This is a genomic window from Citrobacter sp. CK198, from assembly GCF_030333295.1.
GTDB classification, from domain to species: domain Bacteria; phylum Pseudomonadota; class Gammaproteobacteria; order Enterobacterales; family Enterobacteriaceae; genus Citrobacter_B; species Citrobacter_B koseri.
The window spans coordinates 286,166-303,070 of the sequence record NZ_JAOWGE010000030.1 but is presented as its reverse complement, the minus strand read 5'-3'; the positions used below and the strand labels follow the sequence as shown (position 1 = coordinate 303,070).

At 56.0% G+C, this 16,905-nt stretch carries 18 protein-coding genes; 12 read left to right on the top strand and 6 right to left on the bottom strand.

Features of this window, described 5'->3' with window-relative positions:
* Positions 1–52: 52 nt before the first annotated feature.
* Both ispE and lolB read right to left on the bottom strand, forming a co-directional pair.
* On the bottom strand, positions 53–904 hold the full coding sequence (gene ispE, locus OGY62_RS10290) for a 4-(cytidine 5'-diphospho)-2-C-methyl-D-erythritol kinase (protein WP_286459719.1): 852 nt from the start codon (positions 902–904) through the stop codon (positions 53–55).
* Positions 901–1,524, bottom strand: coding sequence for a lipoprotein insertase outer membrane protein LolB (gene lolB, locus OGY62_RS10285; protein ID WP_058669240.1), 624 nt, complete (start codon positions 1,522–1,524; stop codon positions 901–903). The genes ispE and lolB overlap by 4 nt, the downstream gene beginning before the upstream one ends.
* Before the next feature lie 262 nt (positions 1,525–1,786).
* Between lolB and hemA the strand changes: the two genes are divergently transcribed.
* Genes hemA through kdsA form a run of 6 tightly spaced genes read left to right on the top strand, consistent with a single transcriptional unit; the run spans position 1,787 to position 7,091 of the window.
* On the top strand, positions 1,787–3,043 hold the full coding sequence (hemA, locus tag OGY62_RS10280) for a glutamyl-tRNA reductase (protein ID WP_012132157.1): 1,257 nt from the start codon (positions 1,787–1,789) through the stop codon (positions 3,041–3,043).
* A gap of 40 nt (positions 3,044–3,083) precedes the next feature.
* Entirely contained in the window at positions 3,084–4,166 is a 1,083-nt protein-coding gene (gene prfA / locus OGY62_RS10275) for a peptide chain release factor 1 (protein WP_012132158.1), read from the top strand.
* A complete protein-coding gene (prmC, locus tag OGY62_RS10270; protein WP_134769365.1) occupies positions 4,166–4,999 on the top strand; it encodes a peptide chain release factor N(5)-glutamine methyltransferase in 834 nt (277 codons plus the stop codon). The genes prfA and prmC overlap by 1 nt, the downstream gene beginning before the upstream one ends.
* Positions 4,996–5,388 (top strand): invasion regulator SirB2, encoded by a 393-nt coding sequence (gene sirB2 / locus OGY62_RS10265; protein ID WP_047463430.1) that lies wholly within the window; start codon positions 4,996–4,998, stop codon positions 5,386–5,388. The genes prmC and sirB2 overlap by 4 nt, the downstream gene beginning before the upstream one ends.
* A 3-nt stretch (positions 5,389–5,391) precedes the next feature.
* On the top strand, positions 5,392–6,201 hold the full coding sequence (sirB1, locus tag OGY62_RS10260; RefSeq protein ID WP_012132161.1) for an invasion regulator SirB1: 810 nt from the start codon (positions 5,392–5,394) through the stop codon (positions 6,199–6,201).
* A 35-nt stretch (positions 6,202–6,236) separates the two neighbouring features.
* Positions 6,237–7,091, top strand: a complete 855-nt coding sequence (gene kdsA / locus OGY62_RS10255; RefSeq protein ID WP_012132162.1) for a 3-deoxy-8-phosphooctulonate synthase — start codon at positions 6,237–6,239, stop codon at positions 7,089–7,091.
* A gap of 105 nt (positions 7,092–7,196) precedes the next feature.
* Here the strand turns inward: kdsA and chaA are convergent, their stop codons facing one another.
* Positions 7,197–8,297: a sodium-potassium/proton antiporter ChaA gene (gene chaA / locus OGY62_RS10250; protein WP_012132163.1), complete on the bottom strand. Its 1,101-nt coding sequence runs from the start codon at positions 8,295–8,297 to the stop codon at positions 7,197–7,199.
* A 271-nt stretch (positions 8,298–8,568) separates the two neighbouring features.
* On the opposite strand from chaA, the gene chaB reads away from it, so the two are divergent.
* Both chaB and OGY62_RS10240 read left to right on the top strand, forming a co-directional pair.
* The gene (chaB, locus tag OGY62_RS10245; protein WP_012132165.1) at positions 8,569–8,799 is read left to right on the top strand and encodes a putative cation transport regulator ChaB; all 231 of its coding nucleotides are present in this window, start codon (positions 8,569–8,571) and stop codon (positions 8,797–8,799) included.
* 168 nt (positions 8,800–8,967) lie between these two features.
* Complete coding sequence (locus OGY62_RS10240) at positions 8,968–9,663, top strand: gamma-glutamylcyclotransferase (RefSeq protein ID WP_049010648.1); 696 nt, start codon at positions 8,968–8,970, stop codon at positions 9,661–9,663.
* 30 nt (positions 9,664–9,693) lie between these two features.
* On the opposite strand, the gene OGY62_RS10235 is transcribed toward OGY62_RS10240, so the two are convergent.
* From OGY62_RS10235 to OGY62_RS10225, 3 genes are all read right to left on the bottom strand, one after another.
* Positions 9,694–9,939, bottom strand: coding sequence for a DUF1883 domain-containing protein (locus OGY62_RS10235; RefSeq protein ID WP_012132167.1), 246 nt, complete (start codon positions 9,937–9,939; stop codon positions 9,694–9,696).
* Positions 9,940–10,149: 210 nt separating this feature from the next.
* Positions 10,150–11,934, bottom strand: coding sequence for a methyl-accepting chemotaxis protein (locus tag OGY62_RS10230; protein WP_286459717.1), 1,785 nt, complete (start codon positions 11,932–11,934; stop codon positions 10,150–10,152).
* Positions 11,935–12,094: 160 nt separating this feature from the next.
* On the bottom strand, positions 12,095–12,448 hold the full coding sequence (locus tag OGY62_RS10225; RefSeq protein ID WP_049010651.1) for a DsrE/DsrF/TusD sulfur relay family protein: 354 nt from the start codon (positions 12,446–12,448) through the stop codon (positions 12,095–12,097).
* Between the two features lie 74 nt (positions 12,449–12,522).
* On the opposite strand from OGY62_RS10225, the gene nasR reads away from it, so the two are divergent.
* From nasR to OGY62_RS10205, 4 genes are all read left to right on the top strand, one after another.
* Positions 12,523–13,719, top strand: a complete 1,197-nt coding sequence (nasR, locus tag OGY62_RS10220) for a nitrate regulatory protein NasR (RefSeq protein ID WP_286459715.1) — start codon at positions 12,523–12,525, stop codon at positions 13,717–13,719.
* Positions 13,720–13,959: 240 nt separating this feature from the next.
* A complete protein-coding gene (locus tag OGY62_RS10215) occupies positions 13,960–15,219 on the top strand; it encodes a CmpA/NrtA family ABC transporter substrate-binding protein (protein ID WP_286459713.1) in 1,260 nt (419 codons plus the stop codon).
* 1 nt (position 15,220) lies between these two features.
* Positions 15,221–16,102, top strand: a complete 882-nt coding sequence (ntrB, locus tag OGY62_RS10210) for a nitrate ABC transporter permease (RefSeq protein WP_012132174.1) — start codon at positions 15,221–15,223, stop codon at positions 16,100–16,102.
* Between the two features lie 10 nt (positions 16,103–16,112).
* Entirely contained in the window at positions 16,113–16,901 is a 789-nt protein-coding gene (locus OGY62_RS10205; RefSeq protein ID WP_012132175.1) for an ABC transporter ATP-binding protein, read from the top strand.
* Positions 16,902–16,905 lie beyond the last annotated feature (4 nt).

The window sequence follows — 16,905 nt, the reverse complement described above, 5'->3', positions numbered from 1 at the left end:
ATGCAACGTCTGGAACAGGGTGACGTTGTCACCGAAACTCAGCTTGCCCGGCTTAAAGCATGGCTTTTTGCAATGGAGAGAGGTTGACACCCTTCGCCACAAACGCATTGAGCCATTCCGGGGCTTGCTTAAGCACCTGACGAGCAGCGGATTCTGTATCGAATTCAGCAAAGACACAGGCCCCTGTACCAGTCAGGCGCGACGGCGCGTATTCTAACAGCCAGGAAAGCGCCGCATCAACCTCGCGAAAACGTTTTCTTGCGATAACCTCGCAATCATTGCCGAATTCACATTTTAATAACGTTTCTATTGACCTTTTTGGCGTGTTGCGCGGTAATTCGGGGTCCTTGAAAATAACCGGCGTGGGGATGCTTACCCTTGGGTGGGCAACCAGATACCACTTCTCCGGCGGGTCTACCGGCGTCAGGATTTCACCCACGCCCTCGGCGAAGGCCGCATGTCCACGGACAAACACCGGGACGTCCGCGCCCAGCGTTAAGCCTGTTTCCGCCAGTTCATCGACCGATAATCCGCACTGCCAGAGATGATTCAGCGCCACCAGAACGGTCGCCGCATTGGACGAGCCGCCACCCAGACCGCCGCCCATGGGCAAACGTTTCTCGATGCTGATATCCGCGCCGCTGCCTGCGGGCAAACGCCCGTGGGCGGACGCTGTCTTCATCAGCAACCGCGCCGCGCGGACGATCAGATTGTCGTCATTTTCGACGCCCTCGACAGGCGTCAAAAGATGAATTTCGCCGTCGCCGCGCGGCGTAATGCCGATCGTGTCGCCGTAATCAAGAAACTGGAACAGCGTTTGCAATGTGTGATAACCGTCCGCACGCTGTCCGGTGATGTATAAAAACAGATTCAGTTTTGCCGGAGATGGCCAGTGGGTCATCATTTTACAATCCAGTTATCCATCTTCAGTTTGATGCGCTGACTGCCGTCAGAGAGTTCCATATTTGCCGGCATGGCGGGCTGCGTTTTACTGTCGTATCCGCTGTATACCACTTTCCAGTTTTTACCGTCCTGGCGGTAGTTCACTTCGCTCAGGCGGTACTGGTCGTCGAGGGTGTAATCGGTGGCGTCGCCCGGCAGACCGAGGATCCACTGGCGTAAGCTGTTAAGCGGAATGGGCATTCCGGTCAGCTTGCCGATCATCTCTTCGGCGTCGTCGGCGGTGTAACGCTGCCCTTTGTTGTCGACCAGTTGCACATTGCCCGGCTGGGCGTTCAGCTCCAGTTCGGTGCTGCCCAGCGGATTGGTCAACAGCAGACGGTAGCGATCCTGACCGGTTTGCTGCCAGAAGAAGCGGGCATACACTTTCTGATCGTCGGAGATATAAGCAAACGCGCCACGCGTCTGATACTGATTCAACTTGCGCACATCCTGCTGATGCTGACGCCACTGAGGGGAGTCGGGACTTTTGCCAGGACCTTTCGGCGCATTGATCGTACAGGCGGTGAGGACCAGGCTAGCCAGCGGGAGCAGGCGGATCAGGCGAAAATCAGGCAGGGTCATAGTGATGACGAATCCTTGTAATACGATGCGATAATTGCCTGATGGCGCTATGCTTATCAGGCCGACAAACTGAACCCGTCGGTTGGTTGCAGTTATAACCCTTAATGCTAGCGCTGACCGGGTACATCGTCTACGTTCACGTTATCTTAATTTAAACGGTAAGCTATTACTCCAAAAGGAGGCTGTCTCTTTTATTGACCACGAGCATCCTGTATGATGCACCCAGTCTAACCTTATCAACGCTGGTACTATTCCCGCACACATGACCCTTTTAGCGCTCGGTATTAACCATAAAACGGCACCTGTATCGCTGCGAGAACGCGTAACGTTTTCGCCAGATACGCTCGATCAGGCGTTGGACAGCCTGCTTGCGCAGCCGATGGTGCAGGGCGGCGTGGTGTTGTCGACGTGCAACCGTACGGAGTTGTATCTCAGCGTTGAAGAACAGGATAACCTGCAAGAGGCGCTGATTCGTTGGTTATGTGATTACCATAATCTCAATGAAGACGACCTGCGCAATAGCCTCTACTGGCACCAGGACAACGACGCCGTCAGCCACCTGATGCGCGTCGCCAGCGGGCTGGACTCGCTGGTGCTGGGCGAACCGCAAATTCTCGGTCAGGTGAAAAAAGCGTTTGCGGATTCGCAAAAAGGTCATCTGCATGCCAGCGCGCTGGAACGCATGTTCCAGAAATCGTTTTCCGTCGCCAAACGCGTACGCACCGAAACAGACATCGGCGCCAGCGCCGTGTCCGTTGCTTTTGCCGCCTGTACGCTGGCGCGTCAGATTTTCGAATCCCTCTCCACGGTGACGGTGTTGCTGGTCGGGGCGGGTGAAACCATTGAACTGGTCGCGCGCCATCTGCGTGAACATAAAGTACAGAAAATGATCATCGCCAACCGCACCCGCGAACGCGCGCAAGTGCTGGCGGATGAAGTGGGAGCTGAGGTTATTTCGTTGAGCGACATCGACGAACGTCTGCGGGAAGCCGATATTATTATCAGCTCAACCGCCAGTCCGCTGCCGATTATCGGCAAAGGGATGGTGGAGCGCGCGTTAAAAAGCCGTCGTAACCAGCCGATGCTGTTGGTGGACATTGCCGTGCCGCGCGACGTGGAGCCGGAAGTCGGGAAACTGGCGAATGCCTATCTGTACAGCGTTGATGACCTGCAAAGCATCATTTCGCATAACCTGGCGCAGCGTAAAGCGGCGGCAGTGGAGGCCGAAACGATTGTCGCGCAGGAAGCCAGCGAATTTATGGCCTGGCTGCGCTCGCAAAGCGCCAGCGAGACCATCCGCGAATACCGTAGTCAATCAGAGCATGTACGCGATGAACTGACAGTTAAAGCGTTGGCAGCCCTTGAACAGGGCGGCGACGCGCAAGCCATTTTGCAGGATCTGGCATGGAAACTGACCAACCGCCTGATCCATGCGCCAACTAAATCTCTTCAACAGGCCGCCCGTGACGGGGATGACGAACGCCTGAATATTCTGCGCGACAGCCTCGGGCTGGAGTAGCAGCACACCAATCTATTTTTTACAGGGTGCATTTACGCCTATGAAGCCTTCTATCGTTGCCAAACTGGAAGCCCTGCACGAACGCCATGAAGAAGTTCAGGCGCTGTTGGGTGATGCGGGAACCATCGCAGACCAGGAACGCTTTCGCGCGCTGTCGCGTGAGTATGCGCAATTAAGCGATGTTTCTCGCTGTTTTACGGACTGGCAACAGGTTCAGGATGATATCGAAACGGCACAGATGATGCTCGACGATCCTGAAATGCGCGAGATGGCGCAGGATGAACTGCGCGAAGCCAAAGAAAAAGGTGAACAACTGGAGCAACAGTTGCAGGTTCTGCTGCTGCCAAAAGATCCCGATGACGAACGTAACGCTTTCCTCGAAGTGCGCGCCGGAACGGGCGGCGATGAAGCCGCGCTGTTCGCAGGCGATCTGTTCCGCATGTACAGCCGTTACGCTGAAGCGCGTCGCTGGCGGGTAGAGATCATGAGCGCCAGTGAAGGCGAGCATGGCGGCTATAAAGAGATCATCGCCAAAATCAGCGGCGATGGCGTTTACGGGCGACTCAAGTTTGAGTCCGGCGGCCATCGCGTTCAGCGCGTCCCGGCGACCGAATCGCAGGGGCGTATCCACACGTCCGCCTGTACCGTCGCCGTTATGCCGGAACTGCCGGAGGCTGAACTGCCGGATATTAACCCGGCTGATTTACGTATCGACACCTTCCGCTCTTCGGGCGCGGGCGGTCAGCACGTTAACACCACCGACTCCGCAATTCGTATTACGCACTTGCCGACCGGTATCGTGGTGGAGTGCCAGGACGAACGTTCACAGCATAAAAACAAAGCGAAGGCGCTGTCGGTGCTGGGGGCGCGCATCCATGCCGCAGAAACGGCGAAGCGTCAGCAGGCTGAAGCCTCAACCCGGCGTAACCTGTTAGGCAGCGGCGACCGCAGCGATCGCAACCGTACCTATAACTTCCCGCAGGGTCGCGTGACGGATCATCGTATTAACCTGACCCTCTACCGTCTGGATGAGGCGATGGAGGGGAAACTGGACATGCTCATTGAGCCGATTGTTCAGGAACATCAGGCCGACCAACTGGCGGCGTTGTCCGAGCAGGAATAATGGATTACCAGCACTGGTTGCGTGAGGCGATAAGCCGCTTACAGGAGAGTGAAAGCCCCCGACGTGATGCCGAGATTTTGCTGGGCCACGTTACCGGTAAGGCGCGCACCTTTATTCTGGCATTTGGCGAAACGGCGCTGACCGACACGCAGCGTGAGCAACTGGCGCAGTTGCTGGCGCGTCGTCAGCGCGGCGAACCGGTCGCACACCTGACTGGCATGCGCGAGTTCTGGTCACTGCCGCTGTTTGTCTCGCCCGCCACGCTGATTCCGCGCCCGGACACCGAATGTCTGGTCGAGCAGGCGCTGGCACGTCTGCCTGATTCGCCGTGTCGGATTCTCGACCTCGGCACCGGAACCGGCGCGATTGCGCTGGCGCTGGCGACAGAGCGACCGGACTGCGAGGTCACGGCGGTAGACCGTATGCCAGACGCCGTGGCGCTGGCTGGCCGTAATGCGCAACATCTGGCGATTCACAATGTTCGCATATTGCAAAGCGACTGGTTCGCGGCGTTGCCGGGGCAGCAATTTGACATGATCGTCAGCAACCCTCCGTATATTGATGCGCATGATCCCCATCTCGCGCAGGGCGATGTGCGTTTTGAACCGCTGTCGGCGCTGGTCGCAGACGATAACGGCATGGCGGATATCACGCACATTATCGCGCAGGCGCGCCATGCGCTGGCGCCGGGGGGGTATCTGTTGCTGGAGCACGGCTGGCAGCAAGGGGCGGCGGTCAGAACCGCGTTGACGCAGGCGGGGTACGTTCAGGTTGAGACCTGCCGTGATTATGGCGACAACGAACGAATCACGCTTGGGCGGATCGCGCCATGAATACATTTACGCTGCTGCTGGGCGTCCATCTGACCAGCGTTACGCTTTCCGTTAGCCTGTTCGTGCTGCGTTTCTGGTGGCGCTATACCCGCCATGCGCTGGCATCCGCACGCTGGACGCGGGTTGTCCCGCCGATTATTGACACCGTTTTGCTGCTTAGCGGAGCGGGGTTGATCATAAAAACGCACATCCTGCCATTCACCGAACAGGGGACATGGCTGACTGAGAAGTTGTTTGGCGTTATCATCTACATCGTTTTGGGTTTTATTGCGCTTGATTATCGTCAGGCGCGCAGTCAGCAGGCGCGCGTTATCGCCTTCCCGCTGGCGCTGGTGGTGCTGTACATCATCATTAAACTCGCCACCACAAAAATACCGTTACTGGGGTAAGTCATGAGGTCGTTAGCTGATTTCGAATTTAATAAAGCGCCACTGTGCGATGGGATGATCCTGGCATCGGAATCGATCCGCCTGGATTTTCCGACGCAAGCGGTCTATGACGAACTGGAACGTCTGGCCAGTCTGGCGCATGAAGAAATTAGCCAGCTCCTGTCTCAGGATGAGCAACTGGAAAAATTGCTGGCACTTTTTTATGGCGAGTGGGGGTTCAGAGATACCCACGGCGTCTACCGTCTTTCTGATGCATTATGGCTCGATCAGGTTCTGAAAAACCGCCAGGGGAGCGCGGTATCGTTAGGCGCAATCTTATTGTGGCTGGCTCACCGGCTGGGTCTCCCATTGGTGCCGGTCATTTTCCCGACCCAGTTGATTCTGCGTATTGAATCGCTGGAGGGGGAAATGTGGCTGATCAACCCATTTAACGGCGAAACGCTCGATGAGCATACGCTGGAAGTCTGGCTGAAGGGCAATATTAGCCCGGTCGCTGAGCTGTTTAACGAAGATCTGGATGAGGCGGATAACGCTGAGGTCATTCGCAAATTGCTGGATACGCTGAAATCTTCCTTGATGGAAGAGCGGCAAATGGAACTGGCGTTGCGCGCCAGCGAAGCGTTACTGCAATTTAACCCGGAAGACCCTTACGAGATCCGCGACCGGGGGCTGATTTATGCGCAACTGGAGTGTGAACATGTTGCGTTGACGGATTTAAGTTATTTTGTTGAACAGTGTCCAGAAGACCCGATCAGCGAAATGATTCGTGCGCAGATTAATACCATTGCGCACAAGCAAATTGTTTTGCATTAATTAATCGACATTTTACCCATGGTTAAGGCGATCTTATGAAACAAAAAGTGGTTAGCATTGGCGACATCAACGTGGCAAATGACCTGCCATTCGTGCTGTTTGGCGGTATGAACGTGCTGGAATCACGCGATCTGGCGATGCGTATCTGTGAACACTACGTAACCGTAACCCAGAAGCTGGGTATTCCTTATGTGTTCAAAGCCTCTTTTGATAAAGCCAACCGTTCCTCTATTCACTCTTACCGTGGCCCGGGTCTGGAAGAAGGGATGAAGATTTTCCAGGAACTGAAACAAACGTTTGGTGTGAAAGTGATCACCGACGTTCATGAAGCCAGTCAGGCGCAGCCTGTCGCTGACGTGGTGGATGTCATTCAGCTTCCGGCATTCCTCGCTCGCCAGACCGACCTGGTGGAAGCGATGGCAAAAACCGGCGCGGTCATTAACGTGAAAAAACCGCAGTTCGTCAGCCCTGGTCAGATGGGCAATATCGTGGACAAATTCCACGAAGGCGGCAACGATAAAGTGATCCTGTGCGATCGTGGTGCGAACTTCGGCTACGACAACCTGGTTGTTGATATGCTGGGCTTTAGCGTGATGAAGAAAGTTTCTGGTAACTCGCCCGTTATTTTTGACGTCACCCATGCGTTGCAGTGCCGTGACCCGTTTGGCGCCGCGTCTGGCGGTCGTCGCGCGCAGGTTACCGAACTGGCGCGCGCCGGTATGGCGGTAGGTCTGGCCGGTTTGTTCATTGAAGCGCACCCGGACCCGGAGCATGCGAAATGTGACGGTCCGTCCGCGCTGCCGTTAGCGAAGCTGGAACCGTTCCTGAAGCAAATTAAAGCGATTGACGATCTGGTGAAAAGCTTCGGCGAGCTGGATACCGAACACTAAGCGGGGATGATGTGTGCCGGAGGGCGTCTGACGCCGTATCCGGCCTACAATAAACGCGGTTTCGTAAGCCCGGTAAGCGTAAGCGCTACCGGGCTTTTTTGTCCGTCAGGCAAAAATGGTCATCAGGTAAGCGATAAACAGAGCCAGATGCGCCGCGCCGTTCAACACATTGGTTCGCCCGGTCGAGAAGGAAATGTGGCACAGCACCAGTGAGGCTACCATCACCACCATCTCCGGGGCGCCCAAACCGAAGAGCAGGTCATTTCCGGTAGCCCATGCAATCAGCGTCACCACTGGTACGGTCAGGGAGATGGTTGCCAGTACCGAACCAAAGAACAGGTTCATGGCTCGCTGTACCTGGTTATTCAACACCGCTTTCAGCGCGCCCAGTCCTTCAGGGGAGAGGATCAGCAAGGCCACGAGGAAACCGGTAAATGCCACTGGCGCATTCAGTTCGGTTAACAGTGTCTCCAGCGGATTGGCGTTCATTTTCGTCACGGCGATAACGGCAATCAGATGTACGATCAGCCATACAGCGTGCCAGATGTTGCTGTGCGCGGACGGCTTGCCGTGGTGCGGGTCATCGTCATCACTTTCATCTTCATGCTCGTAAACGAATAAACTCTGGTGCGTTTTCGTCTGAATCAGCAGGAAAACGCCGTACATCGCGGCGGAAATAAGCGCCACTAACAGCGCCTGAGCCGTAGTAAAATTCGCCCCTGGCAACGCCATAGGGAAGACCAGTACGATAATCGCCAGTGGAAACAGGGCAATTAAATACTGTTTAATGCCAAACAGGTTCATATATTGCGTGGCGAATTTACGACCGCCAAGCAGCAGAGAAAAACCGACCAGTCCGCCAGTTACAATCATGATGATTGAATAGAGCGTGTCGCGCATCAGCGTTGGCGCGGCGTCGCCGGTGGCCATCAATGCGGAAATTAAACTCACTTCCAGAATAACGACAGAAAGACTTAAGATCAGGGAACCGTAGGGTTCGCCGAGTCGGTGCGCTAATACATCCGCATGGCGGACAACGCTGAAAGCGCTGCTTAAAATACCAATAAGGGCAAGTATATTAATACCGATGACCACTGGTAGTGACTGACTGCTTCCCCATAAGAACAGCACCACCAGTGCCAGAACCGGGAAAATAAGCGAGGTCTCCTTGTGGCGGGTTTTCACCGCCTCATGTGCGTGTGTCATTATGATTCTCCATCTCCGCAGGTGTTTTTAATTATAAATGTATTAAAGATTGTAAAAAATAACAGAAATCGCGGCTTCATCATTGTGTTTTTACGTAATTTTACGGCATGGGCTATTTTTCCCCGCAGAGTGAATAAAAAAGTACGTCTTGTTTAGAGAGTATATGAATAACAGTGGGTTAGTGACAAATAAAAAGTAAAATCCCCCCCGACTGGCGAGACAAAACATTGTTGACCACACTAAAGGTTTACAGCAAAAAGAGGAGTCAGCAATGCCTTATAAAACGAAAAGCGATTTGCCGGAAAGCGTTCAGAATGTGCTGCCTGCGCACGCGCAGGATATCTATAAAGAGGCGTTTAATAGCGCCTGGGAACAATATAAAGATAAAGCGGACAGACGTGACGACGCCAGCCGGGAGGAGACCGCGCATAAGGTTGCCTGGGCTGCCGTCAAAAATGATTACCAAAAAGGGGACGATGATAAGTGGCATAAAAAGCGCTGATTGTCTTCGTGCCAGACCAGGCAAATGATGCGCGTTGAGCGTCTGTTGCCTTGCAAGCGGCGATTGAATTGCATATTGTCCTGTTAGTGGTTTCAAAATGAGCAGTTAAAATGCCCGGAAGGCGTCAAAAAAGTGTTGCAGGGAAGTTTGCAGTGGCGGAGGTGTAAGGTGTTAACGCGTGATTTTTTACTGAATGCCGATTGTAAAACGGCGTTTGGCGCTATTGAAGAATCACTACTTTGGTCAGCAGAACAACGGGCCGCTTCACTGGCGGCGACGCTTGCCTGTAGGCCCGATGATGGGCCGGTGTGGATCTTCGGTTATGGATCGTTGATGTGGAATCCGGCGTTAGAATTTGACGAGTCCTGTACCGGTACGCTGGTCGGCTGGCATCGGGCGTTTTGTTTGCGTCTGACGGCAGGGCGTGGAACGGCGTGCCAGCCCGGACGGATGCTGGCGCTGAAAGAGGGCGGGCGAACGACTGGCGTGGCTTATAAACTGCCGGAGAACGCGCTGGAGCAGGAGCTGACGCTGCTGTGGAAGCGGGAAATGATTACCGGCTGCTATCTTCCCACCTGGTGCCAGCTGGCGCTGGATGATGGTCGGACGGTCAATGCGCTGGTGTTTATTATGGACCCGCGACACCCGCTGTATGAGTCGGATACTCGCGCTCAGATTATCGCGCCGCTGATCGCTGCTGCCAGTGGGCCGTTGGGCACCAACGCGCAATATCTGTTCTCGCTGGAACAGGAGCTTGCCAGACTGGGGATGCGGGACGATTGCCTGAACGATCTGGTGGCGAAAGTCAGAGGCTTGTTAGGCGAGAATCAGCCGGAAAGGGGATTCAACCCCGGATTTGCCTGAGCGTTGCCCCTGAATCCAGGGGCAAAAAAATCAGGCTGCGATATAACTGATGGAGTGTTCCAGTGACTGGCTGTGGCTGTCGATCAGCACGTTCCAGACACCGGTGTACGGTACGGTCAGCCAGGCATTATCACGGTTCTGCACGCTTAAAATATCGGTCTGCGTGTCTTTGACGTGTTTTTTCTCGCTCATTAAATGGATGTGGCAGCGTTCAGAACAACGCACTATCACCGTATCCCCACCAAACAATTTCAAACTTGCTTTCACTAATGCCATTTTTCACCCCGTTCTTGAAAACAACGTACTCCCTTGCGGAAGTGCTGCGTGATGTTGTTCACATTTCACTCACTGCATAACACCAAAGGGTGAGCTCACGGATGCTGATTTTGATCAAAAAATGGCATAACCATTAAACAAAAATGACAAAATGCCTGAAAATCATTGAAAGGGCGTGGTAACTTTCGACAAAAACACGCCCTTATAAGATTAAATTCGGAAATGCCCGGCAGTTTCAGCCAGCTCGCCTGCCTGGCTCTGCAAGGCGCCTGCGGCGGCGGCAGACTGCACCACCAGTTCAGCGTTCTGTTGCACCATGCGATCAAGGTGGTTCACGGAGTGATTTATTTCCTGAATGCCTTTCATCTGTTCACTGGTGGCTATGCTGATTTCATGCATGATGCCGGAGACATGGCCGATGCTGGACAGGATCTCCTGCATACTTTCTCCGGCCAGATGAACATAACGTGAACCTGTCGCGACGCTGGTGGTTGTGGAGTCGATCAGCGATTTAATCTCTTTTGCCGCCTGTGCGCTGCGGCTGGCAAGGTTGCGCACTTCACCCGCGACAACGGCAAACCCGCGGCCTTGCTCTCCCGCCCGGGCGGCTTCGACCGAAGCATTCAGCGCCAGAATATTGGTCTGGAACGCAATGCCGTCGATCACGCTGGTGATATCGCCGATTTTCGCCGATGCCCCTTCAATAGATTGCATTGTCGTGATTGCCTGCGAGACCACGTCGCCGCCGCGCGTGGCGGCCTGTGAGGCTTTTTGCGCCTGATCGTTGGCTTCGGCGGCAGATTCCGTGGACTGGGCGACCGATGCGGTGATTTGCTCAACGGCGCTGGCGGTTTCACGCAGGCTGGAGGCGGCCTGCTCGGTACGGCCTGAAAGGTCGCGGTTACCGGCGGCAATCTCCTGCGCGGCCATTTTCACTGAGGCGCTGGCATCGCGTAGCTGTACCATCACCACGGACAATTTATCGCTAAAACCGTTAAACGCCCTGGCGATTTGCGCGACCTCGTCCGTGCCGCTGTCCGGCAAACGCTGAGACAAATCGTTCGTCCCGTTGGCAATGGCATGCATCGCGTCGCGGATCGTGGACAGACGCTTCATCAGGCGAGCCACCAGAAGGTGCATCACTGCGCCGCCCGCGAGAACCAACAGTAGCAGAGACAGGGTGGACGCCTTCAGCAGCGCCAGCATGCCGGAGGTTGCCTCTTTTTCGTCTAACGCCACGACCAGCCACCAGTGGGTTCCTTGCACCGGCGTTGCCAGCAGCGTTTTACTGCTCTCGCCGATCAGCGCCTGAACAGGGTGTCCGCTTTTTACCTGATTGAAATCCACGCCGCTGACGACCTGCGCGAAAGGTTTCATCGTCAGCGCCGGATCGTTGGCGGCGATGAGCGTTCCGTTTTGGTCGAGCAACATACCGCTGCTGGCGGGCGTCGGTCGAATACCGTGTACATTCGCCACGACGGCATCCATCGCGACATCACCGGCGACTACCGCTTTCAGTTCGCCGTTCTCTTTCACCGGAACGGCGAACGTTACCACCAGCTTACCGGTTCCGGCATCAACATAGGGGGCCGTAACGACGGCGGCGTCAGCGCTGACAACCTGTTGATACCAGGGACGTGACGTCGGATCAAAATCTGGCGGTATGCCTGCCGGATCGGAAAATTTTGCTGTTTTGCTGACATACCCGACATAGATATTCGTAAAGCCGCCGCCCAGCGCCATTTGACGAAATACCGGCACCGGATCGTCGGTTAGTGCCGCCTGCTGCAATGAGGAAATCATATTCATTTTGCTGCTAACCCAGTCGGCAATCGCCAGACTGTGGCTGGCGCTGGTACTGGTGAGCGTATCCTGCTGCGCTTGTCGGTTATCGAGACGCGTTACCTGAAGGTTAATCAGCGTGTTAAGGAGGAGGGCGACAACCAGACATCCCGTTGTCGCCGCAATAATACGGGCGCGAATTGAGCTGAACATAGTATTTCCTTCAGTGTGGTATTGGAAATCCTATCGGCTACCGGGCGGCGAATCTTGAGGCTGCAACCGCGTCCATAAGAAAATAGTATCAGCAGGGCTAAACGCGCGTTAAGCGCTAATGAAGGTGCGCGGAAACCAGGGGCAATTCCCGCGCCGGGGATCAGAAGGTCAGAACTTTATCCGCCGCCAGCGTCCACTGGGCCAGTTCGACCAGCGTACCGACTTCCACGCCGTCAATGAGCGGCAATGTGGTGATTCCCCGCCCGTCGGTACAGGTTTTACACAGTTTCACCGGGACGTTCTGCGCGGTCAGGATCTCCAGCATTTGCTGGATATTGTAACCTTCCGCAGGCTTCTGTCCGCGTAATCCTGCGGTGACGGCATCCGACATTAGAAATAAACGCAGGTCGAGGTCGCCGGCCTGTTCACGTAGCGCAATGGCCAGACGCAGGCTGTTAAATAACGCTTCGCTACCGTATGCCGCACCGTTTGCGACGATCACTATCTTTTGCATTTTGACTCCTGTTGTCAGGGGGGCATGGATATTGCTTGTAGTTACGGGTAGACCTGTTACCCGGGAGAGCAACGATGATGACGAATATGGAAAGCCGCCCCGGCGCCACCCAATGGTTTCATTATGCGCGCCAGCTTGAGAATACGCAGCTTCGCCAACTGGCGCAGTCAGGGAAACTGGTGTCCCGGATTAGCCATCTGGTGCATATGCTACAGTGCGAACGCGGCGCATCCAACATCTGGTTGTGTTCCGCAGGGCAACTTTATGGGCCGGAGATACGCGCCAGCCGCGCGCTGGTGGACGAAGAACACGCCCGGTTGCAGTCCCTGTTGCAGGAGATGAGGCCGATGGCGAACAGCGCGCTCTGTCATCGCATCGCCGGGGCTGTCTGGTGTCTGGAGCAGTTGCCGCAGCTGCGCGAAGCGGTCAGTGGACGGCATAGCGATGCGCCACAGGCGATGGATCAGTACAGCCGCACGCTGCGCCACCTGTTAAGCATTGTGCCGCAGCTTAACGACAACATCGACCATCCCCACATCGCCGGAGGGATGGTCGCGCTGTACAGCTTTATGCAGGGTAAGGAGCTGGTGGGGCAAGAGCGGGCGCTGGGGGCGATAGGGTTTACGCAAGGGGTGTTCAGCCACGAGATGCGACAGGAACTGGTGGATCGCATTGACGGACAGCAGCTCTGCTTTGACACCTTTATATCGCTGGCGTCTCCGACGGTGGTTCACGCATTTCGCCAGCAGTGCGAAGCGGAAGCCGCTATCGAACAGTGGCGCCGTCTGGCCTGTACGCGCCAGCCTGCGCCCGATAAGGGCGAAAGCGCTTTACGCTGGTTCACGCTCCAGACGCAACGGCTGGAGCAACTGCGCAGCATCGAGGAGATGCTGATCGCCGAGTTAATGTCTGCGGTGGAGCGCCGTCTGGCGCAGGATGAGACAACGTTGCCGCTCGCCAGCTGGCTGGATGATGCCACCGACGATACGTTCTCATTGCGCCGGGATAAGCAGTTGCTGCTGGTTGTGCGGCAACAGGCGCGGGAGCTGGAGCAGCTCAGCGGGCAACTGGCGTCGCTACAGGATGCGCTGGAGGAGCGAAAGGTTATTGATAAGGCCAAATATGTGCTGATGCATCACCAGAATCTGTCTGAAGAGCAGGCCTGGCAGTCGCTGCGCAAAATGGCGATGGATAAGAACCAGCGGATGGTGGACATCGCGCGTGCGCTGCTCACGGTGAAATCGCTCTGGCAGGTGACAACCAAAGGGTAGTTGCACAACGGCTGGGCATCGTGTGCCAGATTCGGGTGCAAGCGCGTTCGCGTACCGCCTGAAAAGCGGCGGGATAAGGGCATGTTGATGTTGGCATCTGAATTGCAATACTGAAATGGTAAAAGAGTTCTGAAAACAGTTTAGCGGCAAACCAACGACGGTTTGCGCGCGTTTGGGATAAAGGCGTCCTGCAATGCTTCGGCATTGCCGGGCGCTTTTTTTTTGCAATGGGGAGCATGTATGGGTGACAGGTCTGTTTCATTGACGCGACGTCGATTATTGCAGGCAGGGGCCGCGATGGGCGGGGCGCTGCTGGTGCCCGGTTTGATGCAGTCCGTGTGGGCGGCAGGGTCGGACAAACCCGAACTTGAAACTGTCAGAGTCGGCTTTATTCCGCTCACCGACTGCGCGCCGCTGATCATCGCCGCGTTGAAAGGGTTTGATAAGAAATACGGCATTACCCTTGTGCCGACCAAAGAGGCCAGTTGGGCGGCGGTGCGCGACAAACTCGTTTCCGGTGAACTGGACGCGGCGCATGTGCTGTATGGACTGCTCTATGGTCTTGAGCTTGGTATTGCCAGTAAGCCGCAGCCGATGGCGAACCTGATGACGTTAAATCAGAACGGACAGGCAATCACGCTGTCGACGGAGATCCAGGAAAAAGGCATTACCGACGCTGGCGGATTGAAAAACATGATCGCCGGACAAGCGCCCGGCACTTACACCTTTGCGCATACATTTCCGACCGGAACGCATGCGATGTGGCTCTATTACTGGCTGGCCAGCGCGGGTATTAACCCGTTCTCTGATGTCCGAATGGTCGTCGTGCCGCCGCCGCAAATGGTGATGAACATGCGTATTGGCAACATGGTGGGTTTTTGCGTCGGTGAACCGTGGAATGCCCGTGCGATTAATGATCGCATTGGTTTTACCGCCACGACCTCACAGGCCATCTGGCCCGATCACCCGGAAAAAATCCTGGGAACGCGCCGTGACTGGGTCGAACAGCATCCAAACACCGCCAGAGCGCTGGTCAGCGCGGTACTGGAGGCGGCGCGCTGGATCGACGCCTCAGTGGAAAACCGACGCGAAACCGCACAAATACTGGCCCGTCGCGCCTGGCTCAACACTAAAGAGCAGTACCTGACCGGACGTATGTTGGGCGAGTACGACAACGGCGCAGGGCATCGCTGGCAGGACGCGCACGCCATTCGTTTTTATCACGATGCGGAAGTGAGTTTTCCGTGGCATTCCGACGGGATGTGGTTCCTGACGCAGTTTCGTCGCTGGGGGCTGCTCAAGGACGCGCCGGATTATAACGCCATCGCCGCCCGGATTAACCGCACGGACATCTGGCGGGACGCCGCCGCAGCGGTAGGCGGCATCACGCCGCCTTCTCAGCTGTTACGCACCAGCACCCTCATGGATGGTTCCGTATGGACCGGGCGGGACCCCGAACGTTACGCCAACAGTTTCACTCTCCATCATCAAGGGGCCTGACATGAAAACAGTACAAAACGCGCAAAGACGCATCCCTGAACCCGCCGCCGGTGAAGTGATTACGCTGCCGCCCGTTACGGTGCGCAGGCGTAATCCGCCGCTGTCGCATCTGATGCGAACGCTGGCGCAGCGAACCGTTCCCGCATTGCTGGGGCTGGCGCTGCTGGTGGTGGGCTGGCAACTGGCGGCCATTAACAGCAAAGGCTTCCCGACGCCGCTCAGCACCCTTGATTCCGCGCTGACGCTGTTTGCCGACCCGTTTTATAACGGTGGGCCTAATGATATGGGGATTGGCTGGAATGTGCTGGCGTCGCTACAGCGTGTGGCGATTGGTTTTGGGCTGGCGGCGCTGGTGGGTATCCCGCTTGGCTTCCTGATCGGCCGGTTCACCTTTTTCTCGCGCATGTTTACCCCGCTGATCGCGCTGCTGCGACCGGTCAGCCCGCTGGCCTGGTTGCCAATTGGCTTGCTGCTGTTTCAGAAAGCGGAACCGGCATCAAGCTGGACCATTTTTATCTGCTCTATCTGGCCGATGGTGATCAACACCGCCGAAGGCGTGCGCCGCATCCCACAGGATTACCTTAACGTTGCCCGTGTCCTGCAACTCCCGGAATGGACGGTGATGCGCCGTATTCTCTTTCCGGCGGTTCTGCCTGCGGTGCTGACCGGCGTGCGCCTGTCTATCGGCATCGCCTGGCTGGTGATTGTGGCGGCGGAAATGCTCACCGGCGGCCTTGGCATTGGCTTTTGGATCTGGAACGAGTGGAACAACCTCAATGTGGAAAACATTCTCATCGCTATCGTCATCATCGGCGTGGTTGGCCTGCTGCTGGAGCAGGGTTTAATGCTGGTGGCGCGTCGTTTTAGCTGGCAGGAAAAATAAGGGGAACACCATGAAACCGTTAATTCAGGTACAGGCCGTCAGTCAGCGTTTTTCTACCGCCAGCGGCGAATTTCTGGCGTTGCAAAACGTCTCTTTCGACATTCATGAAGGTGAAACCGTCAGCCTTATTGGGCATTCCGGCTGCGGGAAATCGACGCTGTTGAATCTGATTGCCGGAATTACGCTCCCTACCGACGGGGGGCTTATTTGCGACAACCGGGAAATCGCCGGGCCGGGGCCGGAAAGGGCGGTGGTCTTTCAGAATCACTCGCTGCTGCCGTGGCTGACCTGCTTCGATAACGTTGCGCTGGCGGTTGATCGGGTCTTTCGCCGCACGATGGGGAAAACAGAGCGTCGGGAATGGATTGAACACAATCTTGAACGGGTGCAAATGGGGCACGCCATGCACAAGCATCCGGGAGAAGTGTCCGGGGGGATGAAGCAGCGCGTCGGCATCGCCCGGGCGCTGGCGATGAAACCCAAAGTGCTGCTGATGGATGAACCGTTTGGCGCGTTGGACGCCCTGACGCGCGCGCATTTGCAGGACACGGTGATGCAAATCCAGCAGTCGCTCAATACCACCATTGTGCTGATTACCCACGATGTGGATGAAGCGGTGCTGCTCTCCGATCGCGTGCTGATGATGACCAACGGCCCGGCGGCGACGGTAGGCGACATTTTGCCCGTCACGCTTCCTCGCCCGCGTAATCGCGTGCAGCTGGCTGACGACAGCCGATACCACCAGCTGCGCCAGCAGATTCTTCACTTCCTCTACGAAAAGCAGCCGAAGGCGGCGTAGGGAG